Below are 25,037 nucleotides of genomic sequence, written 5' to 3'. Positions count from 1 at the left end.
CTTTAGCGCGAAATCAGCACCTGAAATCCATCAGGTGAGCCACAGTATCGCGCGTAAAACCGGTAATCAGCGCCGACAGCAACTGCTGCGTTTGCAGAATGTCGCGACAGTCGGCAATCGAGGCGGCGCAATGTCCGTGGCGGGTTGCCGGACCAAGCACCACCGTCGGGATGCCCGTTCCGCTAAGATGCACCGCCCCGCCGTCCGTTCCGCCGTTGCTGAACATATCCAACTGTAGCGGTATTCCCGCTTGCGCTGCGATGCTCTCAATCCAGGCGGTTAGTTTTGACGGCGCAATCAGCGATTTATCGCTCAGCACCAGCATCGGTCCCTTACCGATTTGCCGATGATTTGCCGCGCCATAATCAAAATTTTTCGCCCAACAGGCGGTATCCAGTACGATGGCTAAATCCGGCGCAACGACGCGGGCCGCCGTTTGACCTCCGCGTAATCCCACCTCTTCGCTGGAGCTGGCCGCCAGCCAGATTTCCGTCGGTAATTCCACATCGTGCCATTCACGCAGCAACGCTATCAACAGATAGCAACCGAGCCGATCATCAAAGGCTTTACCCATCACCCGCTGATGCGGCAACACCTGAAACGCGCTATCAAAGGTCACGCGATCGCCGGGACGAATCCCCGCCTGTATCACCTCGTCATAAGAACGCGCGCCGATATCGACCCGCAGTCCGCTCACCTCATTACCGCTGCGCTCGCCGTCAAGCAGGCCGGGGATTTTGCACTCTTCCCGCGTGGTGATGCGCACCGGCTGGAGCTGACGCGCCGCCATCCGTACATTGCCCACCGGCAGTACGTCAATTGCCCCTTCGCCGGAGATACTGCGCACCATAAATCCCACTTCATCCATGTGCGCGCAGATCATGACTTTCGGGCCATCCGAGGCATTAAGCCGGATCAATACCGATCCTAAGCCATCGAAGCGCACCTCTTTATGCAGGCGATCCGCTTCGTCGAGTAAGATCTGGCGAACCTCCTGTTCTGACGCGGCGATCGCATCCGCCTCGCACAGCGCTTTCAGTAGCGATAAATCCATCATGCGGCTCCTGTCAGTAATACGGTTTTCGGCATGGAATAGAGCACTTCCGCGCCTTCCGGCGTGACCAGTACAACATCTTCGATGCGTACCCCGCCCTGCTCCGGCAGATAAATGCCCGGCTCCACGGTCAGTAACATTCCCGGTGCGAGTACTGTGTGGTCATCAGGCGAAAAGCGTGGATCTTCATGTACCTCAATGCCGATAGAATGGCCGGTGTTATGGACGAAAAACTCGCCATATCCCGCCCGGTCGATAACGTCGCGCGCGGCGGCATCCACCGTCAGACAGCGCGCGCCAGGACGAATAGCCGCAATGGCGGCAAGCTGCGCCTCAAGGACAATGTGATAGACGGGAAACAGCGGATGCTCCTGCGGCGCGCCCGCGCCGGGCACCAGAAAAGTTCGGGTCATATCGGAACAATATCCCTGATACAGCGCGCCGAAATCGAGAGTTATCCATTCCCCCGCCGCCACGATTTTATCGCTGGCTTTACCGTGCGGCAGCGCGCCGCGCCAGCCGCTGGCAATAATCGTATCGAAGGAGGCTTTCTCCGCGCCGCGCTGGCGCATAAACCACTCCAGTTCAGCGGCGATTTCCCGCTCGCTCTGGCCTGGCGCGATAAAGCGGCGAATGTGTTCCGCCCCCGCATCAGCAATGCGACACGCTTCACGAATACGGTCGATTTCCATCGCCGTTTTAATACGCCGCAGCACGTCAATGGAGACGCTGATCATGGTTGCCCGCTGTTCCGTCTGCCAGCGACGCGCCGTCTCCCAACTGACCTGCGCGCCTTCAAAGCCGACCGTTTGCAGATTTTCCGCAGCGATAATCTGATTCACCAGTGACGTCAGCGTCTGTTGCCCGCCGAGCAGATGTATGCAATATCCGTTTGCACGCGCTTTCACATCGGCGTAATAACGGGCATCAACCATAATATGCGCATGTTGGCGGCTGATCAGGACAAATCCTGAGCTGCTGGAAATGCCCAGATACGGCTGCTTGTTCGGGCGTGAGGAGATCAGTACCGCATCTAATTGGCGCTCGGTGAGCCATTGGCGAAGCGATGTCAGTCGCGTCATGTTATCGGTCCTTATTTCACAGGCTTTCAATCAGCAATTTACCCCGGCGGTACATCATATGGCGCAAGAAGACCACCATCAGCGCCGTAATGACCGCGCCCAGTAAAATGCCCGCGATATAGACGCCGAGATGGCTTACCAGCGGCCACGCCCAGATTGCCGACTCAGGGAACCATTGCACCGCGCCCAGCCAGACGGCGAACGTCGAACCCACGATGGCGCCGACCATGTAAGACGGGATGGCGGTGATCGGGCTTTCCAGCGCAAATGGAATCGCCCCTTCGCTGATCCCCATAAATGCCAGGAACATCGCCGTTTTACCCTGCGGATAAAGCTGCGCGCTGAACAGACGTTTACCGGTCAGACGACGGTCGAGCAGTGTCGCCAGCCCCAGACCAATCGGCGGGATGACAATCGCGATGGAACGCGCCGTCACCGGCAACACATGGTCAGTGGTAAAACTGAAGGCAACAAATCCTGCGGCTTTGTTAATAGGGCCGCCGAGGTCGATGGCAGTCGCGGCGGCGATTCCCATCGCGTACATTAATGCCCCCTTTTCACCCGCCGCGGTGAGTAACGTGCGAATTCCGCCATTGATCCAGCCGCCAAAGGGCGTAATCACGTAGTACATCGCCAGCATCACAAAAATGGCGGAGAGAATCGGCAGCAAAAAGGTGGTCTTAAAGGCCAGCAGAAAGTCAGGCAACTGGATTTTTTGGTTCATCCACTTCACCAGATATCCCGCGACGATAGAAATAATCAGCGCGCCGATAAAGGTTGACGGGACTGGCGCGGCAGTCACCCAATGCAGGCTGGCCGGATCAAAATTCAGCACCTGCGTTGGCTGAGTGGACATCAAACCGCCGATAAAACCGGCCGGAAACGCCAGTTTGCCGCCGATAGAGTTCGCCACAAAAGCGGCGAACATGGGGATGGCGAAACCAAACAACACGCCGCCGAAAGATTGCGATAGCCAGGCAAACTTCAATAAGGAGAGGTTAAAACCAGCGAATTTACCGCTGTTCAACGCGTCCAGGATGCCGGTATCGGCGGGAATTTCCAGCCAGCTATAGGCAATCAACTGCGAGAAAGCGAGGATCACCCCGCCCATAATTAACGTCGGCACCATACGCGAAATACCGGACATGATGTGCTGCGGTAACTCGCCCCAAAAACTGTTGCGGGAGGCCTCGGTTTTTTTAATTGTCGCTGCCGCACCGGATGCGCCGGGCACAACAGTCGCACTGCGTTTTTTAATGGCCATATCAGTATCCCTATCGAGCATTACCGTTGATCGGCGGCAATCATCGCTTCAATTTCTTTGATAATGCCCGCGGCATTTTTAATGGCATCCTGAAGCGTTATCTCGTATACGTCGCGAGATTCAAAACGCTCGTTATCTTCCGGCGTTATTGCTACGGAATGGATAATTAACGTCGCTTCGGCAATGTCCTGCGCCGTGAGACGGTTTTGAATACCATCAGCGCCCTGGGTTTCGATTTTGACTTCGTATCCCGCTTCTACCGCGGCCTCTTCCAGCGCCTGCGCCGCCATAAAGGTGTGAGCCAGCCCCATCGGACACGCGCAAACGGCAATCAGTTTTTTAGTCATAACGTTTTCCTCGTAATAGTTAACGAGTGAAATTATGACGGTGAGAAGCCTACGATTGTTACCAGATGAATAATGCTTTTACTGGATAAATAATTCCGCTAAGCAGAAATGTGACGCGTGTCGGCATGGCATGTAACAGGCGAAAAAAAACCGCGTGAGAAACGCGGTTTGGAGACTGATAATAGAATTCTTAATTGCTTGATGGCGCTGCGCTTATCAGGCCTACAGATGACACGCTTTTGTAGGCCAGATAAGGCGGTTACGCCGCCATCCGGCGAGACCCATCAGGCTTATAGAATATGGCCTAGTGTCTGACGCAGATGCGCGCCGGAGCCTAACAAGCCGGGATTATCATGGACAATCAGATAGACCGGAATACCGTGTACATAATCTTTAAAGCGGCCTTTATCTTCAAAACCACCACGGAAGCCAGACGCTTTAAAAAACTCCAGGAAACGCGGGACAATGCCGCCAGCGATATAAACGCCGCCAAATGTCCCCATGGTTAACGCCAGATCGCCGCCAAATCGTCCCATAATGACGCAAAAGAGCGACAACGCGCGGCGACAATCGATACAACTATCCGCCAGGGCGCGCGCGGTAATATCTTTCGGGCGCAAATTTTCCGGCAGACGGTTATCGGACTTAACAATCGCCCGGTAAAGATTCACCAGCCCCGGGCCAGACAACACGCGCTCGGCGGAAACGTGACCAATTTCGGCGCGCAGTATTTCCAGAATCATGGCTTCTTCTTCGCTGTTAGGCGCAAAATCGACATGCCCGCCTTCGCCCGGAAGGCTAATCCAGCGCTTATCCACATGTACCAGATGCGCCACGCCCAGCCCGGTTCCCGCGCCATACACCGCAATGGGTTTGCCGTCTATCGGTTCGCCGCCGCCGAACTGAATTAAATGCTCTTTTTTCAGCATCGGGATCGCCATCGACACGGCGGTGAAATCGTTGATGATTTCCAGATGACTAAAGCCGAGATTTTTTTTCATTTCCGCAATAGAAAAAGCCCAGGTATGGTTTGTCATCGCCACCCAGTCGCCGGTAATCGGACAGGCTATGGCGATACAACCATCTTCCACGCTGACGCTATGCTCATCGAGGTAAACGCGCACCACAACCTCAAGGCTGGGATAGTCCAGACCGGAATACGTTTTGGCCTGCGAGATTTCTCCACTGGCGATATCACACAGGGCAAGACGCGCATTCGTGCCGCCTACATCTCCTACTAAAGCATACTTTGTCATTCTTCTACTGCTCCGCTAAAGTCAAAATAAGTCTTTGTCACACTGTAAATTCATGGGGGCATAACAACAACGGCCATCAGGCTGACTGCCTATAAATATAGATCTTCATCACAGAATTACTTTCTTGTTTCAGCACCAATTGCAGCAATGCCGTCGGGCAGGCTGTGCAAAATAGGTATACGACCCCGTGTAAGGAAGAGATTATGTTCCACCCGCGTGCCCGAACGATGCTGCTGCTGTCGCTCCCTGCACTGATTATTGGCGTAGCGTCAAGCCTGGTTTTAATCGCCGCGATGAAAGTCGCGTCAGTTTTTCAGCAATTTCTTTGGCAACGGCTGCCCGCCAGCATCGGAATCGCTTATGATTCGCCGTTCTGGATAGTGGGTATGCTCACGCTAACCGGGATCGTGGTGGGTTTGATTATCCGTTATAGTCCAGGACACGCTGGCCCCGATCCGGCCATTGAGCCGTTAATCAGTATGCCGATCTCGCCATCTGCGCTGCCCGGATTGCTTCTCGCCTTAATCATCGGCCTTGCCGGTGGCGTAAGCCTGGGGCCGGAGCATCCGATAATGACAATAAATATCGCGCTGGCGGTGGCTTTCGGCTCCCGCCTGTTTCCGCGTATCACGGCGTTAGACTGGACGATTCTGGCCTCGGCCGGTACCATCGGCGCGCTGTTCGGCACGCCCGTCGCCGCGGCGCTGATTTTTTCGCAAACGCTTAGCGGCTCTAACGATGTTCCCATGTGGGATCGCCTGTTTGCGCCGTTAATGGCGGCAGCGGCGGGGTCACTCACTACCAGCCTGTTCTTTCATCCGCATTTTTCGTTACCCATCGCCCATTACACGCAGATGCGACTGATGGACATTGCCAGCGGAGCGATCGTCGCGGCGATCGCCATTGCCGCAGGGATGGTCGCCGTCTGGTGCCTTCCGCGTCTGCATGAGTTACTGCACCGGCTGAAAAATCCGGTCCTGATTCTCGGTATTGGCGGTTTTATACTGGGTATCCTGGGCGTTATTGGCGGGCCGCTTACCCTGTTTAAAGGACTGGACGAAATGCAACAAATGGCGTTTAGCCAGACGCTGGGCGCGGGAGATTATTTTACCTTAGCCATTGTCAAACTCGCCGCGCTGGTCATCGCGGCGGCGAGCGGCTTTCGCGGCGGGCGCATTTTTCCGGCCGTGTTTATCGGCGCGGCGCTGGGACTCATGCTCCATGCCCATGTTGAGACCGTGCCCGCGGCGATTACCGTCTCCTGTGCGATTCTTGGCTTAGTGCTGGTGGTGACGCGCGACGGCTGGCTCAGTCTGTTTATGGCTGCTGTCGTCGTACCAGATACCAATCTACTGCCGCTGCTCTGCATTGTGATGCTCCCCGCCTGGCTATTGCTGGCGGGAAAACCGTTGCTGGCCGCCAACCGTCACGACCCCTAATCCGGCGCAGCGGGGGCCATTATCCCCCGTTGCGGGCTTCCAGCGCCCGGGTCACGGTACGCAGTAATTCCGGCAGATCGGCTTTTGGCAACATCACTTCAATAAATGACAAACGTTGTGGGCGCACCAGCCGTTCGAGGACCTCTGCCAGTTGAATAGCCTGCGTCACCCGCCAGCACTCCGCCTGTTGCGCCGCGTTTAGCGCCTGTGGTATCTGCGTCCAGTTCCAGCTCGCGATGTCATTATACCGCTGGGCCGCGCCGTGAATGGCGCGCTCTACGGTATAGCCGTCATTGTTGAGCAGCAGGATGAGTGGCGTCTGCCCGTCGCGTAACATCGAGCCCATCTCCTGAATCGTGAGCTGCGCCGCGCCATCGCCGATAATCAGAATCACCCGCCGATCGGGGCAGGCGGTTTGTGCGCCAAACGCGGCGGGCAAGGAATAGCCGATAGATCCCCACAGCGGCTGTACCACAACTTCCGCACCATCCGGAAGCGACAGCGCGGCAGCGCCAAAGGCAGCGGTGCCCTGGTCAACAAGGAGAATATCGCCAGGTTTGAGATACTGCTGTAAGGTTTGCCAGAAGTTTTCCTGGGTCAGTTCTCCCTTATCAATCCGCACAGGCTGTCCGGCGGAACGCGGCGTCGGCGGTGCAAAAGCGCATTCAAGGCACAGTTCGCGCAGCGTAGACACCGCCTGCACCATCGGGAGGTTGAACCAGGTTTCGCCGATGCGCGACGCGTAAGGCTGAATCTCCAGCGTGCGTTCCGCCGGCAATTGTTGGGTAAATCCGGCAGTAAGGGTATCGACAAAACGGGTGCCGACGCAGATAACCCTGTCGGCGTCCTCTATGGCCTGACGCACCTCTTTGCTGCTGGCGCCAGCGCTGTAGGTGCCAACGAAGTTCGGGTGCTGTTCATCAAAAAGCCCTTTCCCCATCAGTAGTGTCGCATGGGCGATGGGCGTTTCCGCCATCCAGCGCTGCAACAGAGGCCGTAAACCAAAGCGCCCGGCAAGAAAGTCGGCCAATAGCGCAATGCGCCGACTGTTCATCAGGCACTGACGGGCGTGGTAACGAAATGCCGTCTCCACGCCACTTTGCGTTTCATGCGCGGGCAACGTCAGCGCCTCCGTAGGCGGGGTGGCCGTTTTTTTCGCCACGTCGGCGGGCAACATGATGTATCCAGGCCTGCGTGCGGCAAGCATTTCACCCAATACGCGGTCAATCTCGAAACAGGCATTCTGCTCATCCAATATTGCGCTGGCGGCAGATATCGCCTGACTCATGCGATAAAAATGACGAAAATCGCCGTCACCGAGGGTGTGGTGCATCAATTCGCCACGCTGCTGCGCAGCGCTACAGGGCGCGCCGACAATATGCAAGACCGGTACATATTCCGCGTAACTGCCCGCGATACCGTTAATAGCGCTAAGTTCTCCCACGCCAAAGGTGGTGAGTAGCGCACCAGCGCCCGACATGCGCGCATAACCGTCCGCAGCATAAGCGGCGTTCAGCTCATTGGCGCATCCCACCCAACGCAGGGTCGGGTGGTCAATCACATGGTCAAGAAACTGCAAGTTATAATCGCCCGGTACGCCAAAAAGATGGCCAATGCCGCATCCTGCCAGTCTGTCCAGCAAATAGTCGGCCACGGTGTAGGGGTTTTGCATGACAGCGTTCCTTTTGACGTTAACATTATGTTGAGTATTAAGGAACGCTGATGGCTGTCCAGCACGACGGGCATGAAAGTCTGGAAAACAATGTTTACAGTAGCGAACAGTAAAATCCGAATACCTCCTGGCGAGTGTAACCGTATACACTATTTATTCACGTCACAGGGGGAAAGGTCATGGTTTATCAGCCCGATGAGAATCGTTATCACACAATGGAATATCGTCGCTGCGGACGCAGTGGCGTCAAACTTCCCGCCATTTCGCTGGGGTTATGGCACAACTTCGGCGATGCGACACGGGTAGAAAACAGCCGGGCGCTGCTGCAATGTGCGTTCGATCTGGGCATTACCCATTTTGATCTCGCCAATAATTATGGCCCGCCGCCGGGCTCCGCAGAATGTAATTTTGGCCGCATTCTGCAGGAAGATTTTTTACCGTGGCGCGATGAATTGGTCATCTCCACCAAAGCGGGCTACACCATGTGGGATGGCCCTTATGGTGACTGGGGCTCACGGAAGTATCTTATCGCCAGCCTCGATCAAAGCCTGAAACGTATGGGGCTGGAGTATGTCGATATCTTTTATCACCATCGCCCCGATCCCGAAACGCCGCTTAAAGAGACGATGAAAGCGTTGGATCACCTTGTCCGCCAGGGCAAAGCGTTGTACGTGGGGATCTCTAACTATCCTGCCGATCTGGCGAGACAAGCTATCGATATTCTCGAGGATCTCGGCACGCCTTGCCTGATTCATCAACCTAAATATTCGCTTTTTGAGCGTTGGGTGGAGGACGGATTACTGGCGCTGTTACAGGAAAAGGGCGTCGGCAGTATTGCGTTCTCGCCGCTGGCGGGCGGACAGCTCACTGACCGTTATCTGAATGGCATTCCGGAAGATTCCCGCGCGGCGAGCGGAAGCCGTTTCCTTAAACCAGAACAGATTACCGCCGACAAGCTGGAAAAAGTTCGCCAGTTGAATGAACTGGCTGCGCGACGGGGCCAAAAATTGTCTCAGATGGCGCTCGCCTGGGTACTGCGTAACGATAACGTTACCTCGGTGCTGATTGGCGCCAGCAAACCGTCACAAATCGAAGATGCCGTAGGAATGCTGGCAAATCGCCGTTTTTCAGCAACGGAATGTGCAGAAATTGACGCTATCCTGAACACGCGACTTTAGCAAAAAATGCTCTCCTTCATGATTTAAGAGTTAAGGCGATGAAACAAAGCTTTACTGCTTCGTAATATTGCATTAACAGGCCGGCTACGGCTCGATCGTGAAGGAGAGAAAGTATGTTCAGGTCACTGATTCTGGCGGCAGCCTTGTTGGCTTTTACACCGCTTGCCGCGAATGCGGGCGAAATCACCCTGTTGCCCTCAATAAAATTACAAATTGGCGATCGCGATGATTACGGTAACTACTGGGACGGCGGTCGCTGGCGCGACCGGGATTACTGGCACAACCATTATGAATGGCGTAAAAATCGCTGGTGGCGCCATGACAACGGCTATCATCGCGGCTGGGATAAGCGTAAAGCGTATGAACGCGGTTATCGGGAAGGCTGGCGCGATCGCGACGATCATCGCGGGCGAGGCCGGGGTCACAAGCATCACCACTAAGCCTCCTGCTGAATGACAGCCCGATGACGCCAACGCATCGGGCCTGCTATCTTTTGATCTCCTATGACAACCCCATCACCGTTCCAACCAGCAACCAGATATTCAGGGCGACGACCAGCACGACAATCATCCAGCCAATCTGTTTTACCCGCCGCGTATTCACCAGCTCGCCCATTAGCGTGGGGTTACTGGTGAAAATCAGTAGCGGCACCAGCGCCAGCGCAATACCAAAACTCAGCAGCACCTGGCTCATCACCAGAATTCGGGTAGGGTCAAGCCCCATCAAAATCACAATAAATGAGGGCAGCATGGTAATAAAACGCCGTACCCACAGCGGAATGTGAAAACGGACAAACCCTTGCATCACCACCTGCCCCGCCAGAGTTCCTACCACGGTGGAGGAAAGCCCTGCCGCTACCAGACTAAGACCAAACACCGTTGCCGCCGCATGGCTAAGCAACGGTTCCAGCGTCAGGTATGCCTGATCGAGATCGGCGATGCCGGTGTGCCCGCTAAAATGAAACGCCGCAGCGGCGGTTGCCATCATTGCCAGATTGACAAAACCGGCAATCGTCATGGCTATAGCAACATCCCATTTCGTTGCTGAATATCGCTGTTGCCGCGTTCCGCCATGCAGATGCTGCGTTAATGAAGAGTGCAAATAAATCACGTGCGGCATAATCGTCGCGCCAAGCACGCCGGCGGCTAAGAATACGGCTTCCGAATTCGGTAGCGCCGGGATAACCATTCCTTTGCCGAGCTGCGCCATATCAGGCTGAGAGAAAAACAGCTCCACTATGTAAGCGGCGGCGACAAAAAGCAGTAAACCGCCGATGACTTTTTCAAGCGGTTTTTGACCGCGGCGCTGTAACATTAAAATCAGAAACGTCGCGATACCCGTCAATACCGCGCCCTGTAATAAAGAGACGCCCAGGATCAGCTTAAAACCAATTGCCGCGCCGATAAACTCAGCTAAATCGGTGGCCATCGCGATGATTTCCGCCTGCACCCAGTAAAACCAGACCACCGGGCGCGGATAATGGTCGCGAATTTGCTCCGCCAGATTCTTGCCCGTGGCGATCCCGAGCTTTGCCGAGAGGATTTGAATCAGCATTGCCATCAGGTTCGCCCAAACCACCACCCAGAGTAGCTGATAGCCAAAGCTGGCACCAGCCTGAATATTGGTCGCGAAGTTACCGGGATCGATATAACCAATCGCGGCAATGAACGCAGGTCCCATTAATGCGAGCCTTAGCTTGCGCGCCGCCCGTCCGCTGCTATTCTCTACGCGATTGTCAGTCATCTTTTGCCTCAAAAACATAGCCTTTGCTATGTTTCATGCTATGTTCATTGATAATGATTATCAAGTGCATTTCAATGGGTACGGGTGATTACTTTGATAGTGTGAAACGATAGACCGATACGATGACGACCTGTATCAGAACACTTTGGCTTAACATTACAAGATTAGCACACTGATATAACTTTTCATTTTCATATTCAGCACAGTAAAAGTGTATTACAGATCACTAATTTTGAATCTCGTCACAGGTCCTTATTATAGTGTGTGTTGGATCTCGTTTTCTTTACGGCTGTTGCATAGAATGTGCACGAAAATTAAACCTGCCTCATATTTGGAGCAAATATGGACCGCGTCCTTCATTTTGTCCTGGCGCTTGCCGTTGTTGCGGTACTCGCACTGCTGGTTAGCAGCGACCGTAAAAAGATTCGCATTCGTTACGTCATTCAGTTACTCGTTATCGAAGTGTTACTGGCCTGGTTCTTCCTGAACTCTGATGTTGGCCTTGGCTTCGTAAAAGGTTTCTCCGAGATGTTTGAAAAACTGCTCGGATTTGCCAACGAAGGGACAAACTTCGTCTTCGGCAGTATGAACGATCAAGGTTTGGCGTTTTTCTTCCTGAAAGTATTGTGCCCGATCGTCTTTATTTCCGCGTTGATCGGTATTCTCCAGCATATCCGCGTTCTGCCAGTGGTCATCCGCGCTATTGGTTTCCTGTTGTCCAAAGTAAACGGTATGGGCAAACTGGAGTCTTTTAACGCCGTCAGCTCGCTGATCCTGGGCCAGTCCGAGAACTTTATCGCTTATAAAGATATCCTCAGCAAAATGTCCCGTAACCGCATGTACACCATGGCGGCGACCGCAATGTCTACCGTTTCCATGTCTATTGTGGGCGCGTACATGACGATGCTGGCCCCTAAATATGTGGTCGCTGCGCTGGTTCTGAACATGTTCAGCACCTTTATCGTTCTGTCGCTGATCAACCCGTACCGCGTGGATGCCAGCGAAGAAAATATTCAGATGTCGAACCTGCATGAAGGCCAAAGTTTCTTCGAAATGCTGGGCGAGTACATTCTGGCAGGTTTTAAAGTGGCGATTATCGTCGCAGCGATGCTGATCGGCTTTATCGCGCTGATCGCGGCGCTGAACGCGCTGTTCGCAACGGTTACCGGTTGGTTCGGCTATAGCATCTCCTTCCAGGGCATTCTGGGCTACATCTTCTACCCGGTCGCGTGGGTGATGGGCGTACCTTCCAGTGAAGCGCTGCAGGTAGGAAGTATCATGGCGACCAAACTGGTTTCCAACGAATTCGTGGCGATGATGGATCTGCAAAAAATCGCCTCCACCCTCTCTCCGCGCGCTGAAGGCATTATCTCTGTCTTCCTGGTATCCTTCGCGAACTTCTCTTCCATCGGTATTATCGCGGGCGCGATTAAAGGCCTGAACGAAGAGCAAGGCAACGTGGTTTCCCGTTTTGGTCTGAAACTGGTTTACGGTTCTACGCTGGTGAGCGTACTGTCCGCCTCTATCGCGGCGCTGGTACTGTAAGCTTTAGCTTTTTAATTCAGAAACCGGGGAGCTATCCCCGGTTTTTTTATGCCGCTTATTTGCCTAACGGGCGCGGGCGGCCAATCAGATATCCCTGCAAACTGTGTACACCAAGCCGCAATAGCAGATCGCGCTGCGCAGGCGTTTCAACAAACTCAGCCACGACGCTCAACGATTTCGCTTTCGCTAAATCAGTAATTGATTTCACGATCATCGCATCCAGGGAGTCCGTCAGAATATCTTTTACGAAACAACCGTCGATTTTAATGATGTCCGCCTTGAGGCGTTTTAGCCGTTCATAGTTTGCATAACCGGTGCCGAAATCATCAATTGCGATTTTTAGGCCAAACTTACGCAGTTGGTTGATATTGTGCATACTGATTTCGGAATGAGAGAAGGCCTGTTCTTCAGTAATTTCGATGATGACCGAAGCAGGCGGGACGCCATAGCGTTTAAAGCACTGAATAATGCGCGGCGCCGTCTCTTTTTGCAGCAGCGTCAGCGGCATCAGATTAACTGAGAAACGCGCTCCCTGCTCCGCCGACGGATGCGTGGACAGCCATTGCAGAAGCGCTTCCATCACCTGCATATCAAACCGCACGCTCAGGTTAAACTGGGCGATAAGCGGAATAAACTGATTCGGCATCATGATACCGTCGTCGCATCTGAGCCGCGTCAGAATCTCGTCATACCCTTTTCCCTGCGCGTCGCGGATAGGCTGAGCATACAAAACAAGCGCGCCGCGCTCCAGCGCCTGACGGATTTTCTGCAACCGCAGCACCCGTTCCGTCGTCTGACCGGAAGCGGCTTCAATACTATGGGTCAGTGCAAGCACCCGACGATGCGAACAGGATTGCTCCGCCAGCCAGCTTAGCTGTCCTAACAACGGTTGTAAGGTTTCCTGGCGACCATCGAATGTTCCCCACGATGCGCCGTATTCCATTTCCAGGCCGGTATTGTTCCAGTAAATTTTGCGATTATTAAGCACATTGAGCATATATTGCAGGCGGGCTTCAGTCTCCGGTCCCGTCAGTACCAGCAATAACTCACTGCCCGGCAGATGGAAAATTTTCTCCTTTTCCAGCAGCAGCGGCTGCAACGCGCGAAACACCTCGCGTTCGCAATGAACGCGCATCAGCATACCGTAATGACGGCTCAGAAATTCCAGGTTTTCCATGCGTAAATAACACACGCTTTGCCCGGCATCCTGTAAAAGAAACTGCTCCAGCGCGCGCAGGTTAGGCAGTTGCGTCAACGGATCGGTCAATGCCTGCGAGTGCCATTGTCGATTCAACCATTCGCTGCGCTGGTTAATCCGCGCCATGTATAACAAACAAATACTAAAAGAAATGAGAACCGAAAGAATAAATGCCAGCGAATATTCTGATCCTACGCCCTGCAGAAAATTGCGGTTGTAGCTAAGCAGGAATAGCGCAGTGATAGCCCAGCTAAAATTCAATAGCGCATAACTGATTTTCCCCACGCCGAGGGTAAATCCAATGAACAGGACTGGCACCAGATAGCCAGCAATATACTTTGTCTCGAAAGGCGTACACAGCACCGCTAATAGCGTCGCCAGAGTTGCAAACCAGAGAAGCGTAAACAAGCGTTTTTCTTTGGCGAGATAAGGAGCGACATCCCTCCGCCAGAAAATACGAATATAGTGCGGACTGACTATCATCCGCAGCGGATAATAGAAAAAGAGGGTAAAAATAAGCGCGGCAGAAATCAGACTCAATAAATCGACAATCGAGAAAATAGCGGTGCCGATGCCAAAGAAGGTAGATATGGTCACCGGGAAAGCCAGGTAGTGCCCCGCCAGATACATACTGATTTTTATGCCGAGCGGCGTCATTAGCCCTAACCAGAAAACGCGTAGCCAGATGCCTTTGTTGGGTATTCCGTAGCGCCAGCGTGCGCCCAACTGCCAGCGTACGATAGCGCAAAACAGCAACACGGGAAACGTTTGGCAAAATAGCAGCACCAGCGCCTGTGGCAGAGGTAAATGAAAATTCCATTCATTGGTCAACATCATTCCGCCTACTATCGGCGCGACGCCGCGGCGGCCAAATAAGAACAGAACGGCAAACATGACGCAGAGCGGTAGCCAGGCCAGAAAAATATAGTTGGAATCAATTATGGCGCGGGGAGAAATGAGACGGGATACCAGAATAGCCGGAACGGTCAGGCAGAGAGCCAGTAAAAATATTTTTATATTTTTTAGTACATTATACTTATCCGGCATTGGTTTAATGCTCACATCATTATATAAGGCGCATGAATAATAAGTATATTCGTATCGTGAAGCAATCTAACAAAAGCTCATATTGACAGCAAAAGCAGTGGCAAACAAACGCACGTGAAGAACAGATCAGGCACCATAAATTCTGTGACAAAAAACAAAAACCCCCGCTTTGCAGCGAGGGTTTGAATGTTGGTGGAGCTAAGCGGGATCGAACCGCTGACCTCTTGCATGCCATGCAAGCGCTCTCCCAGCTGAGCTATAGCCCCATAGTGCTTTTACGTATACGCCAAATTTATTGGGAGTAAATTTGGTGGAGCTAAGCGGGATCGAACCGCTGACCTCTTGCATGCCATGCAAGCGCTCTCCCAGCTGAGCTATAGCCCCACTACGTAAAGCTTGTCGAGTTGACGGGCGGCATCATATGAATTCCCTTCGCATGTGTCAACGGCAAAATGAACTTGCCGAATTCAATCGCTGAAAAAGCATTCAAATAAAAGACATTGCGGCACAACTCGCATTCAGTAGTTAAACGCGTCACGGTTTCGACTAAAATGGTGCTATAAAATGAACCACTAATTAACCCCACGACTATTCAGGGAATCGTTATGTTCAAGGAACGGATGACGCCAGAAGAACTCGCTAATCTCACCGGTTACAGCCGACAAACCATCAATAAATGGGTACGGAAAGAAGGCTGGGCGACATCGCCCAAACCCGGCGTCCAGGGCGGTAAAGCCCGTCTGGTTCATGTAAACGAACAGGTTCGTGAATATATCCGCAGCGCTGAGCGTTCGGTTGACCACCACGCAGACACATTCACGCCTGCCAGCGACGCATCGCTTGAAGCGCTGCTCATGACGCTCGCTAAAGAGATGACCTCATCCGAGCAGAAACAGTTTACCTCTCTCCTCGTTCGCGAAGGGATTACCGGTTTGTTACAACGCTTAGGGATACGCGATAGCAAATAATATGAAAAGATTACGCAGTAAAATGACCACTGAAGAGCTGGCTGAATGCCTCGGTGTGGCCAGACAAACCGTCAATCGCTGGATCAGAGAACAAAACTGGAAAACCGAAAAATTTCCCGGCGTCAAAGGCGGACGCGCAAGACTCATCCATATTGATGCCAGCGTGCGGGAATTTATTCTCAATATTCCGGCTTTTCGCAAACTGCCTGCGTTTTATCAGGCGGAAGAGGCTTTCGCAGAATATGCGAACGCGGCGCACAGTCACGCTTATCGACAAATTATTGATGCAGTTGAAAATATGTCTGCTCAGGAACAGGAAAAACTGGCGCTGTTTTTATCGCGGGAAGGTATTCGCGGATTTCTGACGCGTTTAGGTATCAATGAGGCGGACTAACAAATAAAAAACGGCAGGCGTCTTCCCTGCCGTTCATTCCGTTTCAGCTCGCGTTACTGCTGGCTTTCACGCTCGGCGATAAAGCCCAGCGCTTTGTTGATACGCTCAATGCTGCGGGTTTTGCCAATCGCGTGTACGGTAACATCCAGCGCAGGAGACTGCCCGGCGCCGGTCACGGCCACACGCAGCGGCATCCCCACTTTACCCATCCCCACTTCCAGCTCATCCGCCGTGGCCTGAATCGCGTGGTGGATGTTTTCTGCTGACCAGTCCGTAATCGCCGACAGCTTGTCGCGTACCACTTCCAGCGGCTGACGCGCCACCGGGCGAAGGTGTTTTTTCGCCGCATCGGCGTCAAACTCGCTGAAGTCTTCATAGAAATAGCGGCAGCTCTGCGCCATTTCTTTCAGAGTTTTGCAGCGTTCTCCCAACAACTTCACCAATTCAGCAAGCTGCGGGCCGTTACGGGTATCGATATTTTCCTGCTCGATATGCCATTGCAAATGCGTCGCCACATATTCCGGCGCCAGCGTATTGATGTAGTGGTGGTTCAGCCATAGCAGTTTATCAGTGTTGAATGCACTAGCCGATTTACTGACTGCATTCAGGGAGAACAGTTTGATCATCTCTTCACGGGTGAAGATCTCCTGATCGCCGCTGGACCAGCCCAGACGCACCAGGTAGTTCAGTAGCGCCTCCGGCAGGTAGCCATCGTCGCGATACTGCATGACGCTAACCGCGCCATGACGTTTAGACAGTTTTTTACCGTCGTCGCCGTTAATCATCGACACGTGCGCGTACATCGGCACCGGCGCGTTTAACGCTTTCAGGATGTTGATCTGGCGCGGAGTATTGTTGATATGGTCTTCGCCACGAATCACATGGGTAATTTCCATATCCCAGTCGTCAACCACCACACAGAAGTTGTAGGTCGGCGAACCGTCGGTACGGCGAATGATCAAATCGTCCAGCTCCTGGTTGCTGAATTCGATCGGCCCACGGATCTGGTCATCAAAAATAACGGAACCGTCCTGCGGGTTGGCAAAGCGCACCACGCATGGCTCATCGTCGGCATGATGCTCGTGGCTATGACGGCAATGCCCGTCATAACGCGGCTTCTCGCCTTTCGCCATCTGATCTTCACGAAGCTGATCCAGACGCTCTTTGGAGCAGTAGCATTTATAGGCCGTTCCCGCCTCCAGCATCTCGTCAATAACCGCGTTATAGCGATCAAAACGTTTGGTCTGGAAATACGGGCCTTCGTCCCATTCCAGGTTCAGCCAGTTCATACCATCCATGATGGCTTCGATGGCTTCCGGCGTGGAACGCTCAAGATCGGTGTCTTCAATACGCAGCACAAACTCACCGCCGTGGTGACGTGCGAAAAGCCAGGAATAAAGAGCAGTACGCGCGCCGCCGACATGCAGATAACCTGTCGGGCTAGGCGCGAAGCGAGTTTTGATTTTCATGAAATGGCCTTACGTTTATAAAGATGCCGACAACCGGCAAATCCTGGAAAGATGAATAGCCTTGTATTCTATCACTGTGGCTTGATTCCTCAATGTTGATCCGGTCAGAACGCTGCGCTTTACTATTTCCGTATAGAAATCATGCAGCGTGGGGTGATTCACGATCGTTTTGTTTAATTTTACGACGAACAAACAAAAACTTTAGAAAATGCGTTGACTCATTTTCAACTCTCCCTATAATGCGACTCCACACAGCGGGGGTGATTAGCTCAGCTGGGAGAGCACCTCCCTTACAAGGAGGGGGTCGGCGGTTCGATCCCGTCATCACCCACCAACTACTTTATGTAGTCTCCGCCGTGTAGATAAGAAATTGAGAAATGGGTGATTAGCTCAGCTGGGAGAGCACCTCCCTTACAAGGAGGGGGTCGGCGGTTCGATCCCGTCATCACCCACCACTTTCTCGCCAGCTAAATTTCTTATTGTGAAGTACCGAAGTGGGTGATTAGCTCAGCTGGGAGAGCACCTCCCTTACAAGGAGGGGGTCGGCGGTTCGATCCCGTCATCACCCACCACTTCGGGTCGTTAGCTCAGTTGGTAGAGCAGTTGACTTTTAATCAATTGGTCGCAGGTTCGAATCCTGCACGACCCACCAATGTAAAAAGGCGCCCTAAAGGCGCTTTTTTGCTATCTGCGATATAAACGATTCGAACCTGCGGCAGGTTCGTGTCGAACGCAGTGAGACAACGGAGCCGCTTGCGGCGAGGGCCCGAAGGGCGAGCGAAGCGAGTCATCCTGCACGACCCACCAATGTAAAAAGGCGCCCTAAAGGCGCTTTTTTGCTATCTGCGATATAACCTGCGCCAGGCGTTACGTTTATCGGGCCTACGCGGCGAATGTAGGCCGGGTAAGGCGAAGCCGCCACCCGGCATAAATACCGCAGCAACGCTACCGGCTCGCTTACCGTCTATATCTGATACAGCGGATCTTTCGCCCTCGCTGCGGTTAATTCGCTGGCCTGGGTGCGTACTACATCCCATAATGCCTGCGCCGCCGTGGAGAGCGATCGGTTTTTTCGCCGCGCCAGCATGAGCTGTCTTTCAACTACGGGCGTCAGCCGTTTAACCAGCAAGTGGCTGTCCTGCGGGAGCGGTAACGCCAGCGCAGGCAGTACGCTGATGCCGATTCCCGCTTCCACCATTGGAAAGAGCGTGGCGGGATGGCCAATCTCCTGCACGATATCCGCCTCAATAGCAAAATGGGCAAGCGCCGCATCAATCAGCGGTCGGCTACCGGAAGCATAATCCTGTAAGACCAGCGGCGCCTGTTTAAGATCCTGCCAGCTCACCCATTCCTGATGCGCCAGCGGATGATCCTGGCGACACAACAGTAAAAAAGGCTCTGATAAGATAGCTTCACACTGTAAATCCACCGCTGCGCCGGGATCGATAACGATCCCAAAATCCACTTCCCCCTGACGAATGCTCTCCAGCACCCACTGCTGCGGACGATCGTGCAGTACAAAATCAATAGCGGGATAAAGTGAATTACTTTGGGCAATACATTGCGGAATAAGATGCGCAGAAATGGTCTGGCTGGCAGCAACGCGCACGGTGCCAGTTAATTGTGTCCCTACTCTGCCTGCATCGCGCAGTATACTGTTCAGTTCATCAAGCACCCGCTCCAGACGCGTCGCCAGTTGTTGCCCCGCCTCGGTCAGCACCACCTCACGCGTAGTGCGATCCAGCAGTCTGGCGCCGATTTGCCGCTCCAGCTCTTTTACGCTATGACTGACTGCAGGCTGGCTTAGTCCAATCATATCCCCTGCCCGACTAAAACTTTTTGCCTGGGCGACGGTAATAAAAATACGCAGTTGACGCAGTGAATAATTCATCGACTAAATTCATATATAGATGCAATAAATCAATTTTATTTCTCAAAGCGAAAAACGCAAAATGGCTGCACCGACTTTCAGGAGTTTTTATGAAACTTTTTCGTATCCTTGACCCTTTCACGCTGACGCTTATCACCGTGGTACTACTGGCCTCTTTTTTCCCGGCGGAAGGCGGCTTTGTGCCTGTCGTTGAAGGCATCACGACAGCGGCCATCGCTCTGCTGTTTTTTATGCATGGTGCGAAGCTTTCGCGTGAAGCGATCATCGCTGGCGGCAGCCACTGGCGGTTGCATCTGTGGGTCATGTGCAGCACTTTTGTGCTCTTTCCTGTCCTCGGCGTACTGTTTGCCTGGTGGGCGCCTGTCAATGTCGACCCTATGCTCTACAGCGGTTTTCTATATCTGTGTATTTTGCCCGCCACCGTGCAGTCTGCGATTGCGTTTACTTCACTCGCGGGCGGTAACGTCGCGGCTGCGGTGTGCTCAGCGTCTGCGTCCAGCCTGCTGGGCATTTTCCTGTCGCCGCTGCTGGTCGGTCTGGTAATGAATATTCATGGCGCGCAGGGCAGTCTGGAAGAGGTGGGCAAAATTATGCTGCAACTGCTACTGCCTTTCGTGCTGGGACACCTGTCTCGCCCGTGGATTGGCAACTGGGTCGCGCGCAACAAAAAGTGGATCGCGAAGACAGACCAGACCTCTATTTTGCTGGTGGTCTACTCAGCGTTCAGCGAAGCGGTGGTCAACGGCATTTGGCACAAAGTCGGCTGGGGATCGCTGCTGTTTATCGTCGTGGTTAGCCTCGTACTGCTGGCGATCGTCATAGCCATTAACGTCTTTGTCGCCCGTAAATGCGGCTTCAACAAAGCCGACGAAATCACTATCGTCTTCTGCGGTTCGAAAAAGAGCCTGGCCAACGGGATTCCGATGGCCAATATTCTGTTTCCGACGTCAGTGCTGGGTATGATGGTATTACCGCTGATGATCTTCCACCAGATCCAACTGATGGTCTGCGCAGGGCTGGCGCGGCGCTACAAACGCCAGACCGAGAAGTTACAGGCGCAGCAGGAAAGCCACGCCGCGAAAGCTTAAAGCGGGCGTTTCAGGGGCTGCACCAGTTGCGTCAGCCCCTCGGTTTTAATCAGCAGCGTGATTTGCATCAGCTCCCCCAGCTTACCCGTCGGAAATTGATCTTTACGGGCAAACCACAGCAAATACTCTTCCGGAAGGTCGATCAATCGACGCCCCTGATATTTGCCGAACGGCATCAGCGTATTAGCGATGGCGATCAACTGCTCTTTCTCCATATCAGATACCCAGCAAACGAAGCATTTCCGCTTCATCAATGACATTGATGCCCAGTTCCTGCGCTTTGGCAAGTTTGGAACCCGCCGCTTCACCCGCAATCACCAGATCGGTTTTCTTCGATACGCTGCCTGCCACTTTCGCGCCCAGCTCCACTAAACGCGCTTTAGCGTCATCGCGGGACATCTGGCTCAGGCTACCGGTTAGTACCACGGTTTTACCGGCAAACGGGCTGTCGATCTCTTGCGCATTAATGACAACCGGCGCGGGCCAGTGAACCCCTTCCGCCAGTAGCTGTCCGATCACGTCACGATTGCTCTCTTCGGCAAAAAAGTTAAAGACGTGCGTAGCGACCACAATCCCCACGTCAGGCACTTTTTGCAACTCGTCAGTGGAAGCGGCCTGCAGTGCCTCCAGCGTACCGAAATAAGCCGCCAGCCCCGCCGCCGTCGCTTCACCGACTTCACGAATGCCCAGCGCATAGAGAAAACGCGCAAAGGTCGTCGCTTTGGCTTTTTCCAGCGCGTTAACGACATTTTGTGCGGATTTTGGTCCCATTCGGTCCAGGCCGGTCAGTTTACCCGCCGTCAGACGGAACAGATCCGCTGGCGTATGGACATACTCTCTTTCCACCAGTTGGTCGATGATCTTATCGCCCATCCCGTCCACATCCATCGCCCGGCGCGACACAAAATGTTTGAGCGACTCTTTACGCTGCGCGCCACAAATCAATCCACCGGTACAACGGGTAACGGCTTCGCCTTCGACTCGCTCTACGTCCGATCCGCACACCGGACAGTGCGTTGGAAACACAATCGGACACGTCTCTTCAGGGCGTTCGGACAGTACCACATTTACCACCTGAGGGATCACATCGCCTGCCCGACGGATAACCACCTTATCGCCAATGCGCAAGCCAAGACGCTCAATTTCATCGGCATTATGCAACGTGGCATTGCTGACCAGTACACCAGCCACCTGAACCGGTTCCAGACGCGCCACCGGCGTAATTGCCCCGGTGCGCCCTACCTGAAATTCAACATCGCGCACAAAAGTCATCTGCTCCTGAGCAGGAAATTTAAACGCCACCGCCCAGCGCGGCGCGCGAGCCACAAAGCCTAGCTGTTCCTGCAAAACCAGCGAGTTGACCTTAATCACCACGCCGTCGATATCAAAACCGAGCGTGGGACGATCTTCTTCGACGTTGTGATAAAAATCCAGTACCGCCTGGGGAGAATCGCACAGCGTCACGCGATCGCTGACCGGTAGCCCCCATGCTTTAAATTGCAGCAAACGTCCCAGATGCGTATCCGGCAACTCACCACCTTCCAGAATACCGACGCCGTAGCAGAAGAATGTTAGCGGTCGCTTCGCCGTAATACGCGGATCGAGCTGACGCAACGAGCCTGCCGCCGCGTTACGCGGGTTAGCAAACACTTTGCCGCCAGTGCGGCGCGCTTCTTCATTGATCTTTTCAAACCCGGCCTGCGGTAAAAATACCTCTCCGCGAACTTCAAGACGCGCCGGAATGTTATCGCCGTGCAGCTTTAACGGAATGGCGCGAATCGTGCGCACGTTAGAAGTGATATCTTCACCGGTGGTGCCGTCGCCACGCGTCGCGGCGCTTACCAGCACGCCGTTTTCATACAGAATGCTGACCGCCAAACCATCCAGCTTTAGCTCGCAGCACCAGGTGACATTTTCCGTGCTTTTTAGACGATCCTGCACCCGCTTGTTAAACGCCAGGAAGCTTTCTTCATCAAATACGTTATCGAGCGACAGCATCGGCACTTCATGGCGAATCTGGTTAAATGCCGTCAGCGGCGCCGCGCCAACGCGCTGCGTGGGCGAATCCGGCGTGATGAGATCCGGGCGTTGCGCCTCCAGTTTCCGCAATTCCCGCATCAGGCGGTCATATTCGGCGTCAGGAATCTCCGGCGCATCCATCACATGATACAGATATTCATGATGGCGAAGCGTGGTTCGCAGTTCTGTCAGTTGTTGTTCGATTGGTTCCATATCACACCATCAATGATAAAAAACCCCCGACAGGCGGGGGTTACGTTAAAAATGTCACACCTGCGTTAACCTCAGGCGTTAGCGTCCATCACCTCGCGGATGCGGTCCTGATATTCGCGCAGTTTTTGCGGCGTCATCATCCGACGCTGGTCATCCAGCACGACGCCGCCGACCTCATCAGCGATATGCTGCGCGGATTGCAGCATCAGCTTAAAGTTCTGCAGCGCATCGCCATAAGACGGCACCTGCATAAAGATAGTGACGCCAGGCGTAGTGAAGTCCGTCATTTCAGGATCGAACGTTCCCGGATTGACCATATTGGCGAGACTGAACAAGGCCGGGCCGCTGCCATCCGGGCTCAAATGACGATGGAAAATATTCATATCGCCAAATTTAAAGCCTGACTGCTGAATACTGTTCAGTAACACTTCACCATTAAGCTCGCTGCCATGATGGGCCGCGACGTTCATAATGATAACCGCCTCTTTACGCTGCGGTTTTTCCACAACCGGCGCTTCTTCCACCACCGGTTCCGCCTCAACCACAGGTTCCGCAGGCTGGAAGGTTTGCGGTGCGGGCTGCGCAACAGGCTGCGGCGCTTGCGACGGCGGTGCAGGCTGCTGTTGCGACGGCTGTACCGGCGGCGCAGATGGCTGAGCCTGCTGAGGCTGCGGCACAGGTTGGGGCGGTTGCTGAACCGGCGGTTGCATCGGCGCTTGCGGCTGCGGTGGTGCCGCTGGACGCGGTTGCGCAGACGCATAAGGCGGCTGGTACTGGTGTTGCGGCGACTGGCGAGGGGCATCATGCTCCTGCGGCTGGCCGGGGGCATGATTCACGCGGTGAACACGAACTTCACCCACGCCTTCGTCTTCTTCGACATCGTCGTCATACGAGTCGTCGTCGCGTTTTGATTTCATGCGTTTTAGTGGACGATCGCGGAACATAGAAGATCGTTCTTTACGGCTGGTCCAGAAACCATGTACCAGTAAAGCGATTATGGCGATCGCGCCAACAATGATTAATATCAGACGCAAATCCTGCATCATTATATTCTCTGTTGTTCTAACACCTTGCCACCACGGCAAACATTTACTCACTAAGAGTATTTGCCGATTACGTCAAGTGCAAGTGTACTGTTGGCTTTCGCAGCATAAAGATGAAGGAAAATGTGTTTTTTGCTGTTTTTTCGAACATTTCCGAACTATCCACCGTCTGATAACCGGGTAAGATATCCACGTTTACCCAGGGCTTTAAGAAAAGGAGTATGTCCTGAATATGGTTTCATCATCCACAACCGTACCACGTAGCGGCGTCTATTATTTCTCGCAAGGATGGAAATTAGTTACCCTACCGGGAATCCGCCGCTTTGTTATTTTACCTTTGCTGGTCAACATTGTGCTGATGGGCGGCGCATTTTGGTGGCTGTTTACGCAGCTTGACGCCTGGATACCTTCGTTGATGAGTCATGTACCGGACTGGCTGCAATGGCTGAGCTATCTGCTGTGGCCGATTGCGGTTATCTCTGTTCTGCTGGTCTTTGGCTATTTTTTCTCTACCCTCGCCAACTGGATCGCCGCGCCGTTTAACGGTCTTTTAGCCGAACAGCTTGAGGCGCGGTTAACCGGCGCCACGCCGCCAGATACCGGCGTACTCGGCATCATGAAAGATGTACCGCGCATTATGAAACGCGAATGGCAAAAGCTGGCGTGGTATCTGCCGCGCGCTATTGTACTGCTGGTTCTCTATTTTATTCCTGGCATTGGCCAAACCATCGCGCCGGTGCTGTGGTTTTTGTTCAGCGCCTGGATGCTGGCGATTCAGTATTGCGACTACCCGTTTGATAACCACAAAGTGCCGTTTAAAACGATGCGCGCCGCGTTGCGCACGCAGAAAGTCGCGAACATGCAATTTGGCGCGCTCACCAGCCTTTTTACGATGATTCCGGTGCTTAACCTTTTCATTATGCCTGTCGCCGTCTGTGGCGCAACGGCAATGTGGGTAGATTGCTGGCGTGCTAAGCACGCGTTATGGAAATAAAGTAAAAATGTATAAATAAGGGATGGCTTATGCTGTCTCTTATTCCATACTGATAACCATTATTTCCCATCAGCATATAGATATGCGAAATCCTTACTTCCCCATATCTGGCTGGAAGGTATGCTGGGAAGGT

22 protein-coding genes, 6 tRNA genes and 1 other RNA gene are annotated in these 25,037 nt (G+C 53.5%); 13 read left to right on the top strand and 16 right to left on the bottom strand.

Annotated features, from left to right (window positions below; all coding sequences use genetic code 11):
• Nucleotides 1–13 precede the first annotated feature (13 nt).
• From ypdE to glk, 5 genes are all read right to left on the bottom strand, one after another.
• Nucleotides 14–1,054 carry an aminopeptidase gene (gene ypdE, locus AC3G3F_RS14060; RefSeq protein ID WP_023247450.1) on the bottom strand — a complete coding sequence of 347 codons (1,041 nt, stop codon included), beginning with the start codon at nucleotides 1,052–1,054 and terminating at the stop codon, nucleotides 14–16.
• Complete coding sequence (gene ypdF / locus AC3G3F_RS14055; protein ID WP_488395191.1) at nucleotides 1,054–2,136, bottom strand: aminopeptidase; 1,083 nt, start codon at nucleotides 2,134–2,136, stop codon at nucleotides 1,054–1,056. Before ypdF ends, ypdE begins: the two co-directional genes overlap by 1 nt.
• A 16-nt stretch (nucleotides 2,137–2,152) precedes the next feature.
• Complete coding sequence (locus AC3G3F_RS14050; protein ID WP_053507791.1) at nucleotides 2,153–3,400, bottom strand: PTS fructose transporter subunit IIC; 1,248 nt, start codon at nucleotides 3,398–3,400, stop codon at nucleotides 2,153–2,155.
• A 20-nt stretch (nucleotides 3,401–3,420) separates the two neighbouring features.
• Nucleotides 3,421–3,747 carry a PTS fructose transporter subunit IIB gene (locus tag AC3G3F_RS14045; RefSeq protein WP_023247447.1) on the bottom strand — a complete coding sequence of 109 codons (327 nt, stop codon included), beginning with the start codon at nucleotides 3,745–3,747 and terminating at the stop codon, nucleotides 3,421–3,423.
• Nucleotides 3,748–4,037: 290 nt separating this feature from the next.
• Nucleotides 4,038–5,003: a glucokinase gene (gene glk, locus AC3G3F_RS14040; protein WP_023247446.1), complete on the bottom strand. Its 966-nt coding sequence runs from the start codon at nucleotides 5,001–5,003 to the stop codon at nucleotides 4,038–4,040.
• 203 nt (nucleotides 5,004–5,206) lie between these two features.
• Here glk and AC3G3F_RS14035 point away from each other — a divergent pair, with 203 nt between their 5' ends.
• Complete coding sequence (locus tag AC3G3F_RS14035; RefSeq protein ID WP_079813228.1) at nucleotides 5,207–6,442, top strand: ion channel protein; 1,236 nt, start codon at nucleotides 5,207–5,209, stop codon at nucleotides 6,440–6,442.
• 19 nt (nucleotides 6,443–6,461) lie between these two features.
• Here AC3G3F_RS14035 and AC3G3F_RS14030 read toward each other — a convergent pair whose 3' ends face one another.
• Nucleotides 6,462–8,114 (bottom strand): alpha-keto acid decarboxylase family protein, encoded by a 1,653-nt coding sequence (locus AC3G3F_RS14030; RefSeq protein WP_488395189.1) that lies wholly within the window; start codon nucleotides 8,112–8,114, stop codon nucleotides 6,462–6,464.
• A gap of 179 nt (nucleotides 8,115–8,293) precedes the next feature.
• Here AC3G3F_RS14030 and mgrA point away from each other — a divergent pair, with 179 nt between their 5' ends.
• Both mgrA and ypeC read left to right on the top strand, forming a co-directional pair.
• Nucleotides 8,294–9,292, top strand: coding sequence for an L-glyceraldehyde 3-phosphate reductase (gene mgrA, locus AC3G3F_RS14025; protein WP_488395187.1), 999 nt, complete (start codon nucleotides 8,294–8,296; stop codon nucleotides 9,290–9,292).
• Nucleotides 9,293–9,405: 113 nt separating this feature from the next.
• Nucleotides 9,406–9,732, top strand: coding sequence for a DUF2502 domain-containing protein YpeC (gene ypeC, locus AC3G3F_RS14020; RefSeq protein ID WP_000490091.1), 327 nt, complete (start codon nucleotides 9,406–9,408; stop codon nucleotides 9,730–9,732).
• Between the two features lie 61 nt (nucleotides 9,733–9,793).
• Here ypeC and AC3G3F_RS14015 read toward each other — a convergent pair whose 3' ends face one another.
• On the bottom strand, nucleotides 9,794–11,035 hold the full coding sequence (locus AC3G3F_RS14015) for an Nramp family divalent metal transporter (protein WP_063390669.1): 1,242 nt from the start codon (nucleotides 11,033–11,035) through the stop codon (nucleotides 9,794–9,796).
• Nucleotides 11,028–11,072, bottom strand: a complete 45-nt coding sequence (locus AC3G3F_RS14010; RefSeq protein ID WP_418338175.1) for a hypothetical protein — start codon at nucleotides 11,070–11,072, stop codon at nucleotides 11,028–11,030. The genes AC3G3F_RS14015 and AC3G3F_RS14010 overlap by 8 nt, the downstream gene beginning before the upstream one ends.
• A 305-nt stretch (nucleotides 11,073–11,377) precedes the next feature.
• Between AC3G3F_RS14010 and nupC the strand changes: the two genes are divergently transcribed.
• Nucleotides 11,378–12,580: a nucleoside permease NupC gene (gene nupC, locus AC3G3F_RS14005; protein WP_023247441.1), complete on the top strand. Its 1,203-nt coding sequence runs from the start codon at nucleotides 11,378–11,380 to the stop codon at nucleotides 12,578–12,580.
• Between the two features lie 55 nt (nucleotides 12,581–12,635).
• Here the strand turns inward: nupC and AC3G3F_RS14000 are convergent, their stop codons facing one another.
• The 3 genes from AC3G3F_RS14000 to AC3G3F_RS13990 form a co-directional block, all read right to left on the bottom strand.
• A complete protein-coding gene (locus tag AC3G3F_RS14000; RefSeq protein WP_488395230.1) occupies nucleotides 12,636–14,825 on the bottom strand; it encodes an EAL domain-containing protein in 2,190 nt (729 codons plus the stop codon).
• Nucleotides 14,826–15,015: 190 nt separating this feature from the next.
• Nucleotides 15,016–15,091: transfer RNA gene (locus AC3G3F_RS13995), tRNA-Ala, on the bottom strand.
• A gap of 42 nt (nucleotides 15,092–15,133) precedes the next feature.
• Nucleotides 15,134–15,209 (bottom strand) — tRNA-Ala (locus tag AC3G3F_RS13990).
• Between the two features lie 221 nt (nucleotides 15,210–15,430).
• On the opposite strand from AC3G3F_RS13990, the gene AC3G3F_RS13985 reads away from it, so the two are divergent.
• Together AC3G3F_RS13985 and AC3G3F_RS13980 are read left to right on the top strand one after the other, a co-directional pair.
• Nucleotides 15,431–15,793, top strand: coding sequence for a MerR family transcriptional regulator (locus tag AC3G3F_RS13985; RefSeq protein WP_023183053.1), 363 nt, complete (start codon nucleotides 15,431–15,433; stop codon nucleotides 15,791–15,793).
• Between the two features lies 1 nt (nucleotide 15,794).
• Nucleotides 15,795–16,187 carry a MerR family transcriptional regulator gene (locus AC3G3F_RS13980; RefSeq protein WP_053507797.1) on the top strand — a complete coding sequence of 131 codons (393 nt, stop codon included), beginning with the start codon at nucleotides 15,795–15,797 and terminating at the stop codon, nucleotides 16,185–16,187.
• Between the two features lie 53 nt (nucleotides 16,188–16,240).
• Here the strand turns inward: AC3G3F_RS13980 and gltX are convergent, their stop codons facing one another.
• The gene (gene gltX, locus AC3G3F_RS13975; RefSeq protein ID WP_053507798.1) at nucleotides 16,241–17,656 is read right to left on the bottom strand and encodes a glutamate--tRNA ligase; all 1,416 of its coding nucleotides are present in this window, start codon (nucleotides 17,654–17,656) and stop codon (nucleotides 16,241–16,243) included.
• A gap of 258 nt (nucleotides 17,657–17,914) precedes the next feature.
• On the opposite strand from gltX, the gene AC3G3F_RS13970 reads away from it, so the two are divergent.
• The 5 genes from AC3G3F_RS13970 (at nucleotide 17,915) to AC3G3F_RS13950 (ending at nucleotide 18,463) form a co-directional block, all read left to right on the top strand.
• Nucleotides 17,915–17,990 (top strand) — tRNA-Val (locus AC3G3F_RS13970).
• Nucleotides 17,991–18,035: 45 nt separating this feature from the next.
• Nucleotides 18,036–18,111: transfer RNA gene (locus tag AC3G3F_RS13965), tRNA-Val, on the top strand.
• Between the two features lie 41 nt (nucleotides 18,112–18,152).
• Nucleotides 18,153–18,228 (top strand) — tRNA-Val (locus tag AC3G3F_RS13960).
• A 4-nt stretch (nucleotides 18,229–18,232) separates the two neighbouring features.
• Nucleotides 18,233–18,308, top strand: a tRNA-Lys gene (locus tag AC3G3F_RS13955).
• Between the two features lie 29 nt (nucleotides 18,309–18,337).
• A non-coding RNA gene (locus tag AC3G3F_RS13950) (RtT sRNA) lies at nucleotides 18,338–18,463 on the top strand.
• A gap of 157 nt (nucleotides 18,464–18,620) precedes the next feature.
• Here AC3G3F_RS13950 and AC3G3F_RS13945 read toward each other — a convergent pair.
• A complete protein-coding gene (locus AC3G3F_RS13945; RefSeq protein ID WP_488395184.1) occupies nucleotides 18,621–19,547 on the bottom strand; it encodes a LysR substrate-binding domain-containing protein in 927 nt (308 codons plus the stop codon).
• Nucleotides 19,548–19,636: 89 nt separating this feature from the next.
• Between AC3G3F_RS13945 and AC3G3F_RS13940 the strand changes: the two genes are divergently transcribed.
• Entirely contained in the window at nucleotides 19,637–20,635 is a 999-nt protein-coding gene (locus AC3G3F_RS13940) for a bile acid:sodium symporter family protein (protein ID WP_023248128.1), read from the top strand.
• On the opposite strand, the gene AC3G3F_RS13935 is transcribed toward AC3G3F_RS13940, so the two are convergent.
• The 3 genes from AC3G3F_RS13935 to zipA form a co-directional block, all read right to left on the bottom strand.
• Nucleotides 20,632–20,850, bottom strand: coding sequence for a DUF3820 family protein (locus tag AC3G3F_RS13935; protein WP_063390672.1), 219 nt, complete (start codon nucleotides 20,848–20,850; stop codon nucleotides 20,632–20,634). The genes AC3G3F_RS13940 and AC3G3F_RS13935 overlap by 4 nt on opposite strands.
• 1 nt (nucleotide 20,851) lies before the next feature.
• Nucleotides 20,852–22,867 (bottom strand): NAD-dependent DNA ligase LigA, encoded by a 2,016-nt coding sequence (ligA, locus tag AC3G3F_RS13930; protein ID WP_053507801.1) that lies wholly within the window; start codon nucleotides 22,865–22,867, stop codon nucleotides 20,852–20,854.
• A gap of 71 nt (nucleotides 22,868–22,938) precedes the next feature.
• Nucleotides 22,939–23,913, bottom strand: a complete 975-nt coding sequence (gene zipA / locus AC3G3F_RS13925; protein WP_023248130.1) for a cell division protein ZipA — start codon at nucleotides 23,911–23,913, stop codon at nucleotides 22,939–22,941.
• 229 nt (nucleotides 23,914–24,142) lie between these two features.
• On the opposite strand from zipA, the gene cysZ reads away from it, so the two are divergent.
• On the top strand, nucleotides 24,143–24,904 hold the full coding sequence (cysZ, locus tag AC3G3F_RS13920; RefSeq protein ID WP_000255009.1) for a sulfate transporter CysZ: 762 nt from the start codon (nucleotides 24,143–24,145) through the stop codon (nucleotides 24,902–24,904).
• The last annotated feature ends 133 nt before the right edge of the window (nucleotides 24,905–25,037 follow it).

The organism is Salmonella sp. FC25216 (genome assembly GCF_057751355.1).
The sequence above is the reverse complement of the archived record's forward strand: the minus strand, read 5'-3'. Positions and strand labels throughout refer to the sequence as shown.

Bases quoted from the DNA above. Each gene is read 5' to 3' on its own strand.
- ypdE (WP_023247450.1), bottom strand. From the start codon at position 1,054: ATGGATTTATCGCTACTGAAAGCGCTGTGCGAGGCGGATGCGATCGCC.
- ypdF (WP_488395191.1), bottom strand. From the start codon at position 2,136: ATGACGCGACTGACATCGCTTCGCCAATGGCTCACCGAGCGCCAATTA.
- AC3G3F_RS14050 (WP_053507791.1), bottom strand. From the start codon at position 3,400: ATGGCCATTAAAAAACGCAGTGCGACTGTTGTGCCCGGCGCATCCGGT.
- AC3G3F_RS14045 (WP_023247447.1), bottom strand. From the start codon at position 3,747: ATGACTAAAAAACTGATTGCCGTTTGCGCGTGTCCGATGGGGCTGGCT.
- glk (WP_023247446.1), bottom strand. From the start codon at position 5,003: ATGACAAAGTATGCTTTAGTAGGAGATGTAGGCGGCACGAATGCGCGT.
- AC3G3F_RS14035 (WP_079813228.1), top strand. From the start codon at position 5,207: ATGTTCCACCCGCGTGCCCGAACGATGCTGCTGCTGTCGCTCCCTGCA.
- AC3G3F_RS14030 (WP_488395189.1), bottom strand. From the start codon at position 8,114: ATGCAAAACCCCTACACCGTGGCCGACTATTTGCTGGACAGACTGGCA.
- mgrA (WP_488395187.1), top strand. From the start codon at position 8,294: ATGGTTTATCAGCCCGATGAGAATCGTTATCACACAATGGAATATCGT.
- ypeC (WP_000490091.1), top strand. From the start codon at position 9,406: ATGTTCAGGTCACTGATTCTGGCGGCAGCCTTGTTGGCTTTTACACCG.
- AC3G3F_RS14015 (WP_063390669.1), bottom strand. From the start codon at position 11,035: ATGACTGACAATCGCGTAGAGAATAGCAGCGGACGGGCGGCGCGCAAG.
- nupC (WP_023247441.1), top strand. From the start codon at position 11,378: ATGGACCGCGTCCTTCATTTTGTCCTGGCGCTTGCCGTTGTTGCGGTA.
- AC3G3F_RS14000 (WP_488395230.1), bottom strand. From the start codon at position 14,825: ATGCCGGATAAGTATAATGTACTAAAAAATATAAAAATATTTTTACTG.
- AC3G3F_RS13985 (WP_023183053.1), top strand. From the start codon at position 15,431: ATGTTCAAGGAACGGATGACGCCAGAAGAACTCGCTAATCTCACCGGT.
- AC3G3F_RS13980 (WP_053507797.1), top strand. From the start codon at position 15,795: ATGAAAAGATTACGCAGTAAAATGACCACTGAAGAGCTGGCTGAATGC.
- gltX (WP_053507798.1), bottom strand. From the start codon at position 17,656: ATGAAAATCAAAACTCGCTTCGCGCCTAGCCCGACAGGTTATCTGCAT.
- AC3G3F_RS13945 (WP_488395184.1), bottom strand. From the start codon at position 19,547: ATGAATTATTCACTGCGTCAACTGCGTATTTTTATTACCGTCGCCCAG.
- AC3G3F_RS13940 (WP_023248128.1), top strand. From the start codon at position 19,637: ATGAAACTTTTTCGTATCCTTGACCCTTTCACGCTGACGCTTATCACC.
- AC3G3F_RS13935 (WP_063390672.1), bottom strand. From the start codon at position 20,850: ATGGAGAAAGAGCAGTTGATCGCCATCGCTAATACGCTGATGCCGTTC.
- ligA (WP_053507801.1), bottom strand. From the start codon at position 22,867: ATGGAACCAATCGAACAACAACTGACAGAACTGCGAACCACGCTTCGC.
- zipA (WP_023248130.1), bottom strand. From the start codon at position 23,913: ATGATGCAGGATTTGCGTCTGATATTAATCATTGTTGGCGCGATCGCC.
- cysZ (WP_000255009.1), top strand. From the start codon at position 24,143: ATGGTTTCATCATCCACAACCGTACCACGTAGCGGCGTCTATTATTTC.